This is a genomic window from Arthrobacter sp. S41, from assembly GCF_004320535.1.
Classification (GTDB): domain Bacteria; phylum Actinomycetota; class Actinomycetes; order Actinomycetales; family Micrococcaceae; genus Glutamicibacter.
Genome location: NZ_SIHY01000002.1, coordinates 493,038 through 505,047 on the forward strand (window position 1 = coordinate 493,038; position 12,010 = coordinate 505,047).

Sequence of the window (12,010 nt, forward strand, 5' to 3'; positions counted from 1 at the left end):
CTTCAATGACCCACAAATGGCACATTTTCATTCTTGTGACGCTCGTAAAAATATTGATAAGATGAGTGCATGAGTAGCGATAAGCCACAGACTGAGAACCAGCGCGACATTGAAGAAGGTGTACGCACCGACTTCAAGAACACCATGTCTTACGGCAGCTACCTAAACTTGGAGCAAGTACTCTCGGCACAACAGCCCGTGAGCGTCCCGGAGCACCACGACGAGATGCTGTTCATCATTCAGCACCAGACCAGCGAACTGTGGCTTAAGCTCATGCTGCACGAGCTTGTTGAAGCTCGCCGATTGCTAGGTCAGGACGACATCGGCAAGGCATTGAAGTGCCTAGCTCGCGTCAAGCACATCCAAAAAACCCTGACTGAACAGTGGTCAGTACTTGCCACATTGACGCCGCGCGAATACGCACAGTTCCGCGGATTCCTCGGCTCCTCATCGGGCTTCCAGTCCTTCCAATACCGGGCAGTGGAATTCATTCTTGGTAACAAGCATGAAGGCATGCTCAAAGTACACGAGTCAGATCCTAAGGCACATGAACTTCTCTCCACGTTGCTCCAAGAGCCAGGACTCTACGACGTATTCCTTGCTGCGTTGGCTCGCCGTGGCTACAACATCCCCGAAGAAATTCTTTCGCGTGACTTCACCAAGCCGTGGACTTACCAAGAAGCCCTCATCCCGGTGTTCAAGCTAATCTATGAATCCGAAGAAACCCCATGGAGCCTCTACCAGGCTTGTGAAGATCTCGTAGACGTTGAAGATAACTTCCAAGCATGGCGCTACCGTCACCTACGCGTAGTTCAACGAACCATCGGCTTCAAGCGCGGAACCGGTGGTTCCTCTGGTGTCGATTTCCTCAAGCGCGCGTTGGATCTGACATTCTTCCCTGAACTGTTTGCGGTGCGTACAGAAATTGGCAACTAACTCGGCACTGACAGCATTCAGTCTTGATGACTTCGAGGCTCGCTCCGGCAGCGCAACATCTATCGTTCGCACCATTACTGGGTTGTACCTCCGAGAGAACTCAGATCTCGTTTCGCGAAATGTGCTGCTGGAGCTAGCCCTTGCCGCTGGCATTTCCGCGCCGTCGGCTCAGACAGCCATCTCCCGCCTGATCGATAAGCAGGTACTGGAAAGCTCCGCAGCTTCGATGCTCCGCGTCCCGGACTCAGCCCAGGCAATGTTTGAACGCGGCATTCGGAGGATATTCACTCCTCGTCAAATGTCAGAAACCGATCAATGGTGCCTGGTCTCCTATTCACTGCCTGAGACCATGCGTTCTTTGCGTCATCAGATTCGCAAGCATTTCCAACAGCTCGGTGGCGGTCTTGTATCGGCGGGCCTATGGATATTCCCCGAGTATTTGCGCGAAGAAGTCACCGCTGTGCTCATTGCACTCGATGCCCGCCAACAAGCAACGCTATTTACTACCAGCCAGCCCCACTTCCCCATCAGCGCACATCATTCAGCGCAGCAATGGTGGGATTTAGCGCGTCTGGGCTCATTGCATGAAGACTTCTTGGACAGCACTACTGATCTTGACCCGAAGGCGCAAGACCCCGCTACTGCCTACCGCGGTTACGTAGTGATGGTGGATGCATGGCGCAAACTGCCCTACCTAGATCCAGGGCTCCCCGCTTACATGTTGCCGGCCCAGTGGCCTGGCCTTGCCAGCAGGGACCGATTCTTGACGTTGTCGCAAGCTTTCAGAGATACCGCTGGTCAATTCGCCAGCTCAACCCTAAGCCGCTAGAGCCAAATGGGCTGATCCTGGCCATAGGCCGGCGGAGCAGCCCGGAAGTCTAATGGCTCACTGTTTACTGTGAACGGTGTCAGCGCGTAGTCCAGAATTCCATACGCGCTGGGCCTGCGACCAAGCAACGGCGGATCCACTTCCTGGACGGAATCAAGCGGCGGGCCGAAGGCACAGAGCGCTTCTGCGGTTCGCGCCAGGGAGAATCGAACGCTTCCCACCCTTCGCGTTTGAGCCCGGGCCTGAACCAGGCTGACCATCGCTGCGGCCAGACCATAGCCGGTGGCGTGATCCAAAGCCTGAACCGGCAACGCTCCAGGGCTCCCATCTTCACTCTGATAGATATCAGCAATGCCGCAGGCGGCTTGCACGATGCTGTCGAACCCGCGACGGCCCATCCACGGACCGTCGTGACCCCATGCATTCAATTCAGCGATAATCAGGTTGGGGTATTTCAGTTGCAAAGCTTCAGTTCCGAAGCCCAGCCGACTCAACGACCCTGAACGATATCCGCAAATCAATACGTCTGCCTGCTCAAGCAACTGATTCATCCGCGCTTTACCCGCCGAGGAAGATATGTCTAGTACGGTGTTGCGCTTACCAAACCCGGTATCGATGTGTTGCGCGCTCAGTTCTGGAAGCAATGGGCCGTCTATTCGAAGCACCTGCGCGCCAAAAGCGGCCAGAGTGCGAGTTGCGGTGGGACCGGCGATTACGCGAGTAAGGTCCAGTACGCGTAGACCCGACAAGGGGCCATTGCCCTGAGGATCCGGTGTCCAGCTTTGTTGCCCCGTGCCTTGATGGTGGGTGAATTGGGCCCAGTGTCCTTCTTGAGCTGCCTTGCCGGAGACAGATTCAAGCCATTGCTTTCTAGTCTGTACCTTTGCAGCTACTCCGCCGGAACCAACGATGAGTTCTTGCGCTTGGAATGCGGTGTGGTGGATCAACGCCGCTTGAAGCGTTGTATCTGCCCCTGCCCCTACTGCTCGTAGCAGGCGTTGTTCATGGTGCGGATAATTTGCATGAGTTCTAATCCAGCCATCTGCGCATCGATAGAACCCTGAGTGCTGCGCAAATCCCTGAGTCTTCTCGCCAGCAATACGTAGGTGTGCCATAGAACCAAAAGCCGCAGCAACTTGGCTCGCCAGAATTTCAGCCCGTCCGTAGGCGCCACCTAGTAGCTGAGCGTCCATGGCATTGATTGCATTAACAAACAGTGAAACAGAACCTAGGGCGAGGCGTTCGACGTCTAGCGGGCCGTGCCACCATGAGAGCGGCCCGGTGATGTGCGCTGGCTCTGAGACAGTGAGCATTTGAGATTGTTCAAAACCACTGCTCAGAATCTTCAGAGACCAATCCCCGGTTGCTGCTGTAAACGGCATGGGCTCAGAGTACCGCGCACTGTTGCCTACCAACTAACGTCAGCGTTAACGCAAGAAAGGCCCACGACATGTCAATTGACACGTCGTGGGCCTAACTAGTGGTCTAGCGAAAAATTAGTTCGCTGGAACGTTCAGAGTCTGACCAACCACGATTACGTTAGGGTCGGTGAGCTGATCGTCGTTCAGAACGAACAGACCGCGCCAGTCGGAAACGCCGAGCTGGTTAGCAATCTTGCTCAGGGTGTCGCCGGACTTGACGGTGTAGTTCTTACCCGAGTCGGTGACGTCGATGTTGAAGGTAGGAGCCTTGGCAACTGGAGCAGCGTGCTTGCCCGAGGTGCTTGGAGAAGCCTGCTTGGTCTCTGCAACCTTTGGAGCCACGTAGGTCTTCTCAGGAGTCGCGGTCGACTTCTTAGGAGCTACGTAGGTCTTCTTAGGAGTCGCGGTCGACTTCTTGGTCTCGGTCGAGGTGGTCGACTTCTTAGGAGCCGCGTACGACTTCTTGGTCTCAGTCGAGGTGGTCGACTTGGTCTCGGTCGAGGTGCTTGGTGCACTCGGTGCCGAACCGCTGATGCCCAGCTTTGCGGTACATGCTGGCCATGCGCCCCAGCCCTGTGCTGCCTGTACCTTGGTAGCAACGCGGATCTGCTCAGCCTTCGAAGCGTTGTTAGGCATGCCCGAACCGCCGAATGCCTTCCAGGTCTGCAAAGTGAACTGCAGTCCTCCGTAGTAGCCGTTGCCGGTGTTGATGGACCAGTTTCCGCCGGACTCGCACTGTGCGAGCTTGTCCCAGGTACCTGCGCCAGCAGCGTTAGCTGGTGCGGTGGTGGCTACGATAGCGCCACCGGCTACTGCGACAGCTGCCAACGAGGCTCCACCGCGACGGATCAATTTCTTAGTCTTCTGCTGGATCATGATTCTCCAGTGCTCTTCCCGCGCTCAGGTCTTCCAAGACCATCTTCGTGCATCGCTCAGCGTCGCATTTCGACGTTGTATGAAATACTGCCCTGGTGAGCGATCTGGAAGTCCCGGCAGTACCTGTTTCCCCATAACACAGCGAGTGTTATCGAAACGTTATAAAGACCCTAACCCGGACCCCCACCCCCTGCGCAACTCAGGAAACGCTCAGATTCCGCGAAATCACAGGTCACGATCTTCCCCAAAAAATAAATTTTGACCAAAATTTAAGCCTTAAAGTCCTTGTGAGCGTACAAGATTGTTACAAAGACGAAGTAGATTTCAAACAAGTTTGTGTGATATGGATTTCACTTGCTTTTTGAGGGTGTTTCGCTACCAAACCACACGATTGAAGTCGCTACTTTCGCGTGCACGGACTACCAAATGTTGCAGCCCAGAATCACGCTTTCCACAGGGCATGTCGCGGGTGCCAAGATTAGCCAGATTCGCTCCAACAACGCCCCCGGCAACACCCGGAGAGTGCCAAAAGGACACGGCGCGGAAACAAATCTCCTAGTCGCCGGGGTAGCACTTAGGTAGTGTGATGTGCGAAACCAGATCATCACAGCATCTAATTCGTTTGTCGGACAGGGGACCCAATGCCAAGCCAGGGTAAATTCACCAAAGAGCGCATGAAAGAGTCTTTCTCCTGCTTCCCGCGCGCATTGCGCGAATTTTTCCGAAGCGACGGCCTAGACGTTGCCGCGTCCCTTTCGTACTTTATGGTCTTGGCGATGTTCCCAGGCCTGCTGGCGTTGGTTTCTTTGCTTTCCCTTGCTGGCGCCAGCGAAAGCGGAACCAAATGGATCATGGAGATCTTGGAACAAGGCCTGGCACCCAACGGACACAAGGCCAGCGGTGATTCCCAGCAGCTATTGGACACCGCAGAGCAGCTGCTCAACGGCCTCGCTTCTCAAGCTAGCGGGACGTTTTGGGTCATTCTTGCTGGTTCTCTCGGTGCCCTATGGAGTACCTCAGGCTACGTAACTGCTTTCGGGCGTAGCCTAAACCGGCTTTACGGAGTCCCAGAAGGACGCCCACAGTGGAAACGTCGCCCACAGATGTTCCTCATCACCGTACTGATCATGCTGGTCGCAGTAGTCACGCTGGTGCTGCTTGTTACCTCCGGTAGCGTCGCACGAGGTATCGGAAACGTCTTTGGCCTAGGCGACGGCTTTGTACTGATGCTGAACATCGCCAAACCACCGGTCATGCTGGTGATGGTTCTACTGGTGTTGGCCTTGCTGTATTACTTCACACCCAACGTGAAGCGACCAAAATTCCGTTGGTTCTCGGCCGGCACCTTGACGGCATTGGTCATTCTTGGATTATCACTTGTTGGCTTCGGCATCTACCTGTCGCAGTTTGCAAGCTACTCCGCCACCTACGGCGCCATTGGTGGTGTGATCATTTTGGTCCTCGCCTGCTGGATCAGCAATATCGCTTTGCTCTTGGGCGCACTGGTGGACATCGAATTTATGCGCCTGCGTCAGCTACGTACTGGTTTGCCTGCGGCCGAGGAAGTATTACTGCCATTACGCGATGACGCCCTGGTCGCAAAGCAAGAACTGGCCAACTACAAAGATCTCGTTCAAGCGCAAGAAATTCGCATCAAGCACGGCGGTGACCCGCTTCTAGATATGGAGGTTGACCCACAACGTGCTGCCAAGCGAAAGACGAAGTTGTTGCCAATGGGCGCGGTTGCGGTAGCAGCCTGGGTGGCTTCGCGCGCACGCACAACAAAGGTCTTGCGTCAGAAGCAAGCGCGCAAGGATTTAGAACAGCGTTAAGAGGCTGTGCGCAGACCACAACAAGGCGCCGGCCCCTAAGATCATAATGATCAGGAGCCAAAGGCCTGCAAAAGTGCGGGTTGACCGAGCAATGAGGTAAGCGTCGGACTGCGCAATGTCGTGGCGCCTAACGGTGTGGACAGAGAGCAGCTTGACGAAGTCGCGCAGTCCGGCGATCAGCAAAAAACCTGCGATCAAAAGCGACAGATAAATATAGGTCTCTGCCGGCGCGAAAAACACTACGCCCAGGGCCACCAGCGCACTGACGGCACACACCACAAAGGCGGGCCAGTTGCGCACAAAAATAAGTGCCAGAAGAAAAAACAGTGCGTAAATCCCCAGGCCCCGACCTGCATACCCGCTGGAAATTGCCCAGAACATGATGGCCGAAACCCACAGTGGTGCGGGGTATCCAAATACTCCTGAGATGATCACCGATAGTTTGCCACGCCCGCGGCTGACCACTTCACCGGAGTGGTCCCACCCCAGACGCAACCCGGTGACATATCTTCCGGTGAATAACGCGGAGACAATATGGCCAAGTTCGTGCACAAGCGTTGAATACAAACCGGTAACTCGCCATACCGGTTTAGGAATCACCGCGACCAATACCAGTGCGAGGACCAATAGCCATTGCCACAGGTTTAGCTCAACTTCTACTGGCTGCACCAAACGATGCCAAGCATCAGCAATGTCCACGTTCATTCAATCTCCTCAGTTGCCACACAATCCCATCCATTCTTACAAGCCCGCATAGCTCTTGACCTCTTCGACCCAGCAACAGCTCGCGTTCTAGGAAACATCACAGGTGTTAGGCATAATCTGCATAGCGAGATCTTGTGCAAAATATCTGGAGGAAATTCATGTCTCGCTTAGCTTCAACTGCCCTGGCCATCACCGGTTTAGCTGGTGGATACGCCACAGGTCGTGCGACCAAGAAGCGCCCACTGGCAGCGGTTGTACTCGGCGCTGCTGGCGTCGGCTCATTTATGATCTGGAAAAAGGATGCAGGAACCGCCAAAGCCGTGGCATTGATCAGTGCCTACGTCGGTGGCTTTGGTGCATCCCACCCGCTAGCTAAGAAGATCGGCGCATGGCCAGCAGTAAACAGCGTCACAGCAGGGGTTGCGCTGCTCTCGTTGCTGATCGGCGGAGCCAAAAAGTCCGAGGACTAATCTGGCTCACAAGGCTGATGAAATCATCGGCTTAGGCGGCGTTACAGAACATCGATTCTGTCGGGGTCCGGTGCTACGTTGACTAGGTAGGTATCAGTCAGCGAAAGGCGCCGGCCCCGTGTTCTTTTTAGAAGATCAATTCATCTTCTCCGCCAGCGACCTTGCAGTTTCTGTTGACTGCAATTTTCAGTCACTCTTTAAGCTCGACGTTAAGCTCGGCCGCCGGCCAGCCGCGGAAGAAGTCCGCGACGAAATGCTAGAACGCACCGCGATTCTTGGAGACGTGCACGAACACAACGTCCTCGCAGAACTGATCGATACCTACGGAGAGTACGACCCTGTTAAAGGCACCGGCGTTAAGCAGTTCAACGACCGTCCGCAGATGAGCCCCGCAGGGTTGCGCCAAGCTCATGCACAAACCTTGGCGGTGCTTCGCAGCGGCGCCGATGTCATCTTCCAGGCCACCTTCTTTGATGGTTCCTTCATCGGATTTGCCGACTTCTTGGTCCGCCAAGCCGATGGCTCATGGGCCGTATGGGACACCAAGCTCGCTCGCCATGCTCGCGTTAGCGCACTGCTACAGGTGGCCTCCTACGCAGATCAAATGATCGCCGAGGGCATTTCCGTATCAACTAAAACCACCCTAGTTCTCGGAGACGGCACACACTCGGTGCATCGCGTGGATGAAGTGCTCCCGGTCTTCCGGGCGCAACGCGCACGCTTCCTAACGATGATCAACGAGCATCTTTTGGCGACCGAACCGGTGTCTTGGAACTCTGACGAAATTCGTATCTGTGGCCGGTGCGACTACTGCGCTGAGCAGATACAGGCAACGCGCGACGTATTGTTGGTTGCTGGCATGTCCATGGTGCAACGCGAAAAGCTTCGTCAGCGCAAGATTTTCACCATCGAAGAATTGGCTGCCGTTGAGACCCAGCCAGGAACTTCGCTGGCCCGAATCGTTGACCAAGCACAGATGCAACTGGGACTTGGCCGAATTGATGGTCAAGTGCAGGGTGTCAGCTTCCGGGTTAAGTCCACCCAAACAATCTCTGAGTTGCCGGCGCCTAATCCAGGCGATATCTTCTTTGATTTTGAGGGAGACCCGCTATATCAGGAACCCAGCGATGGTTCGTGGGGCTTGGAATACCTGTTCGGCGTTGTTGAACATGACAGTGGCGAACCGGTATTTAGACCATTTTGGGCGCATAGCCGGGCAGAGGAGCGGCAAGCGTTCCTAGACTTCATCAGCTACGTTCAAGAACGTCGCCAACGCTTCCCGCAAATGAAGATCTACCATTATGCGGCCTACGAAAAGAGTGCCCTTCGCAAACTGTCGCAGGTGCACATCGCTGGTGAAGAAGAAGTTGATACGTGGTTGCGCGAAAACTTGCTCGTGGACCTCTATGAAACCGTGCGCAACTCGCTGGTGGTTTCCACACGCTCGTACTCCATCAAGAAGCTTGAACCCTTATATATGGGTACGCATCTTCGTGGTGGCGATGTCACCGACGCCGGCGCCTCGGTGGTCGCTTACGCGCAGTACATGCAGGCGCGAACCGCCAACGACACGGCTACCGCCAACTCTGTGCTGGATTCCATCGCTGATTACAACGAGTATGACTGCCTATCAACGTTGCGACTACGCGACTGGTTGCTCACCCTAGAAGAACACCACCCGCAGTCACTTGGGCAGATGCCGTTGCCAGATGAATCCGACAACGCCTACGAACCGACTGCCGAAGAGCTACGACTACAGGATTACCTCGCAGCCCTACCCCAAGGGCAGCCGCTGAGTGAAGATGACCGTGCCATTGCCATGGTTGCCGCAGCTACCGGTTACAACCGCCGGGAGAAAAAGCAGTACTGGTGGGAGCACTTCGATAGGCTCTCCGCGCCACTTGATGAATGGAGCGATGTTCGAGGGGTCTTTTCTGTTGATTCTGCGCAGGTCATTGAGGACTGGCATAAGGCCACCGAACGGGCCCGCACGCTGACCCGCATCACGAAACTTACCGGCACCCTCGCCGAAGGATCGTTGTTCTCCCCCGGATCCTCGGTTTTTGCGATGTTTGCAGCTCCGCTTCCTGAAGGTATGGAAGTTGATGAATCGTTGCGTGGCGGCGCTTTTAATACCTCCGTGGTTCAGGTGGGCGAAGGCTGGATTATTGTCTCGGAAAAATGCACGGCAAAGATTGCGCCCTATGGTTCTTTCCCGGTAGCACTCACGCCGGACAAGCCATTGATGACCAAGAGCATCGATGATGCGCTGAATGAAATTGCGCAAAAGGTCGGGGCCACCGTCCCTACACTTCCGGAGCAACCGGGCATCGATATTTTGCGTCGCATTGCACCGCGGCTAAAGACTCTGGATGCGCCGGCGCAACCTGTTTTAGTGGATGGCCATCCCCAGATTTACTCGGCTGTGGTTGAAACGATCAAAGATCTTGATAATTCTTATCTTGCCGTTCAGGGTCCTCCAGGAACCGGCAAAACTTTCGTCGCCTCCCATGTGATCCGTGAACTGATCGATGATGGGTGGAAAATCGGCGTTGTCGCTCAGTCCCACGCCGTAGTAGAAAATGTGCTTCGTAAGGCTGTTGAAGCCGGCGTTGATCCGCAGGTGGTGGCCAAGGAGGTCAAACACAAGGACCCGGTACCTTGGGCAGGAACTTCTAAGGATTCTGTCGCGGAAGCGTTGAGCTCTGCCGACGGTGCGCTAATCGGCGGAACTGCTTGGACATTAACCGGTGCCAAGGTGCCCGCGGGATCTTTGGACCTATTGGTCATTGATGAGGCCGGACAGTTCTCGCTGGCCAATACCTTGGCGGTTTCCCGGGCTGCCCGTAACTTGTTGTTGCTCGGTGACCCGCAGCAGCTGCCGCAGGTTACGCAGGGCTCGCATCCGCAGCCGGTAGATGAGTCAGCATTAGGTTGGCTCTCGGCAGGCGCGCCCGTGTTGCCTACGGAGCTAGGGTATTTCCTTGCCGCCTCGTGGCGAATGCACCCAGCTTTGTGTGCCAAGGTCTCAGCCTTGAGCTACGACAACCAGCTGTTCTCCGCTGATGCTGCTGGACTACGAGTATTGGACGGTACACCGGCCGGGGTCAGCACCCGTTTGGTGGAACACCGAGGCAATACTGTCAGTTCGGGGCAAGAAGCCGAAGCGGTCATCCAATTGGTTCGAGAACATCTTGGGCTGTCGTGGACCCCGGGACCGGGTAAGCCTGCTCGCGCTTTGGAACCCGCCGACATTCTTGTGGTTGCTGCATACAACGCTCAGGTGAATCTAGTCCGTGAAGAATTAGCAGCCCAGGGCTTCGAAGCAGTCAAAGTTGGCACGGTGGATAAGTTCCAGGGGCAAGAGGCTCCGGTGGTTTTGATGACCATGGCTTGTTCCAGTGCCGATGATGCGTCCCGTGGCATCGATTTCTTGCTCAACCGCAACAGGATCAATGTGGCGATTTCGCGAGGCCAGTGGAAAGCGGTCATCGTGCGTAGCGAGCGCCTCACCGATTATCTGCCCTCGTCCCCTGCTGCTTTATCGCAGTTGGGAGCCTTTATGGCTTTGTAGACGATGTTGGTCGGTCCAGCGCTTTTCTCGCTGGATCGATCACCTTGTCTACGTCAAAGAAGGAGGAGAGCACCGGCCGGTCTCCGGCTTTTTCCTTCGCAAATTGAAGACCGTCAACGTTGATACGCATCTGTCGCTGGTATCCCCCGACTTGTTGCATCCAAGATTCAGTGGTCCCGTCTACACCGTAGAAGTAGTTAAATCCTTGGTCCTTCAGGTACTCGTACCGTGCCCCTGAATAGATGTTGGTGTGCGCAAGATCGGCTCCGTAGGGGTAGATGAACTGGTCTGTGTGGCCGACGATTGGTTCAACTTCTTCTTTCCAGAGCTTGGTGTCGCGCTGCAAGCGTCCCATGCTCACCGAACCGGTCTGGATATGGCCCCACGAATGTGAAGCAAAAACCCACCCGGTGTTTTTCATCGCCATAGCAATGGTCGTTGCATCTTTCTGGTCCTGTGCCAGATTCTTGTTCTTCGGATATTGGCTTGCAGAGGTGCGGTAGCCAAACTCACCGTTGTAGCCCGTCATTGCCACGATCCCGCGGGCGCCGCGGTAGGTGAAATCCGGATGTTCTTGAATGAAGTCGTCAACCATGGTGGTGACGTCATAGGCGCCGGTGTGCTTCTTTCCTGCCGCGTCAACATATTCGTTGCGGACCTTGCCCTGATCATCAATGATGAGCTTGCTGGCGAATCCATCGCCTTCCATGTATTCGTAGTAGCTGAGATCATCGACCGATAGCACCAGAGGCTTTTTGCCCTTGGGCAGCATGATCTGTCGATATTCCATCTTCTTCTGGTCATTAAGCGACGCGAAGTCCTGCGGATTAACTAGGACAAAGTCATTCTTGTAGACCTCGTTGAGGATCTGTGCGAACTCTTTCTGGGTCACCATATAGTCTTCGTACCCGGCCGAGCTGCTTTCCTTGTCAAAGGCACGGTCGGTATCAACTATTAGTGAGTGGAAGAAAAGGTGTGGGATTTGATCCGGATGTTCCCACGCGGTGGTTTGAGCTTTTTCTTCTTCTAGTCCCCGGGCCATTGATTTGAGCTCATCGCTGTCAGAATCCTTGGCGAGTTTTATCGCCGCGTCATAGTCGTAGCCGTCGGCAAGCCTATTGATCTCCGCTTTGACGCTATTAACGCGTTGATCTTCTGACTGCACTTGTCCACTGGCGGCCGCATCTTGTGAGGCTGATTGTGGGTCGCTTTGGTCACTGCACGCGGCCAGAGCCATGACCAAGCTGATGGATATTGCTACTCGCAAGAACTTCAGTGAACGCCACCTCCGCGCACTCCGCTCAGCCTCAAAGACTTGCAGAAAACCGGTTGTCATCTAGTTAATGCGACCCTACACAGATTGGGTA

The 12,010-nt window shown here is 55.0% G+C and carries 9 protein-coding genes; 5 read left to right on the top strand and 4 right to left on the bottom strand.

All coding sequences use genetic code 11. The annotated features are described in order from the left end of the window. The first annotated feature begins 69 nt into the window (after positions 1-69). Both kynA and EYR88_RS13565 read left to right on the top strand, forming a co-directional pair. Positions 70-936, top strand: coding sequence for a tryptophan 2,3-dioxygenase (gene kynA, locus EYR88_RS13560; protein WP_131090281.1), 867 nt, complete (start codon positions 70-72; stop codon positions 934-936). Further along, positions 926-1,765 carry a PaaX family transcriptional regulator C-terminal domain-containing protein gene (locus EYR88_RS13565; protein WP_131090282.1) on the top strand — a complete coding sequence of 280 codons (840 nt, stop codon included), beginning with the start codon at positions 926-928 and terminating at the stop codon, positions 1,763-1,765. The genes kynA and EYR88_RS13565 overlap by 11 nt, the downstream gene beginning before the upstream one ends. Here EYR88_RS13565 and EYR88_RS13570 read toward each other — a convergent pair. Next, a complete protein-coding gene (locus EYR88_RS13570) occupies positions 1,762-3,147 on the bottom strand; it encodes a CoA transferase (protein WP_131090283.1) in 1,386 nt (461 codons plus the stop codon). The two genes, EYR88_RS13565 and EYR88_RS13570, sit on opposite strands and share 4 nt — an antisense overlap. Positions 3,148-3,261: 114 nt before the next feature. Beyond that, positions 3,262-4,062, bottom strand: a complete 801-nt coding sequence (locus tag EYR88_RS16405; RefSeq protein ID WP_131090284.1) for a transglycosylase family protein — start codon at positions 4,060-4,062, stop codon at positions 3,262-3,264. 641 nt (positions 4,063-4,703) lie between these two features. Here EYR88_RS16405 and EYR88_RS13580 point away from each other — a divergent pair. Continuing rightward, positions 4,704-5,894 (top strand): YihY/virulence factor BrkB family protein, encoded by a 1,191-nt coding sequence (locus tag EYR88_RS13580; protein ID WP_131090285.1) that lies wholly within the window; start codon positions 4,704-4,706, stop codon positions 5,892-5,894. Here the strand turns inward: EYR88_RS13580 and EYR88_RS13585 are convergent. After that, positions 5,880-6,599 carry a M50 family metallopeptidase gene (locus EYR88_RS13585; protein ID WP_131090286.1) on the bottom strand — a complete coding sequence of 240 codons (720 nt, stop codon included), beginning with the start codon at positions 6,597-6,599 and terminating at the stop codon, positions 5,880-5,882. The two genes, EYR88_RS13580 and EYR88_RS13585, sit on opposite strands and share 15 nt — an antisense overlap. 158 nt (positions 6,600-6,757) lie before the next feature. On the opposite strand from EYR88_RS13585, the gene EYR88_RS13590 reads away from it, so the two are divergent. Then, a complete protein-coding gene (locus tag EYR88_RS13590; protein WP_131090287.1) occupies positions 6,758-7,069 on the top strand; it encodes a hypothetical protein in 312 nt (103 codons plus the stop codon). Between the two features lie 118 nt (positions 7,070-7,187). Next, the gene (locus EYR88_RS13595; protein ID WP_131090288.1) at positions 7,188-10,643 is read left to right on the top strand and encodes a bifunctional RecB family nuclease/DEAD/DEAH box helicase; all 3,456 of its coding nucleotides are present in this window, start codon (positions 7,188-7,190) and stop codon (positions 10,641-10,643) included. On the opposite strand, the gene EYR88_RS13600 is transcribed toward EYR88_RS13595, so the two are convergent. Continuing rightward, positions 10,630-11,979 (bottom strand): polysaccharide deacetylase, encoded by a 1,350-nt coding sequence (locus tag EYR88_RS13600; RefSeq protein WP_242632586.1) that lies wholly within the window; start codon positions 11,977-11,979, stop codon positions 10,630-10,632. The genes EYR88_RS13595 and EYR88_RS13600 overlap by 14 nt on opposite strands. Positions 11,980-12,010 lie beyond the last annotated feature (31 nt).

Excerpts from the sequence above, each read along its gene's own strand:
- kynA (WP_131090281.1), top strand. The coding sequence starts at position 70 with ATGAGTAGCGATAAGCCACAGACTGAGAACCAGCGCGACATTGAAGAA.
- EYR88_RS13570 (WP_131090283.1), bottom strand. The coding sequence starts at position 3,147 with ATGCCGTTTACAGCAGCAACCGGGGATTGGTCTCTGAAGATTCTGAGC.
- EYR88_RS16405 (WP_131090284.1), bottom strand. The coding sequence starts at position 4,062 with ATGATCCAGCAGAAGACTAAGAAATTGATCCGTCGCGGTGGAGCCTCG.
- EYR88_RS13580 (WP_131090285.1), top strand. The coding sequence starts at position 4,704 with ATGCCAAGCCAGGGTAAATTCACCAAAGAGCGCATGAAAGAGTCTTTC.
- EYR88_RS13585 (WP_131090286.1), bottom strand. The coding sequence starts at position 6,599 with ATGAACGTGGACATTGCTGATGCTTGGCATCGTTTGGTGCAGCCAGTA.
- EYR88_RS13590 (WP_131090287.1), top strand. The coding sequence starts at position 6,758 with ATGTCTCGCTTAGCTTCAACTGCCCTGGCCATCACCGGTTTAGCTGGT.
- EYR88_RS13600 (WP_242632586.1), bottom strand. The coding sequence starts at position 11,979 with ATGACAACCGGTTTTCTGCAAGTCTTTGAGGCTGAGCGGAGTGCGCGG.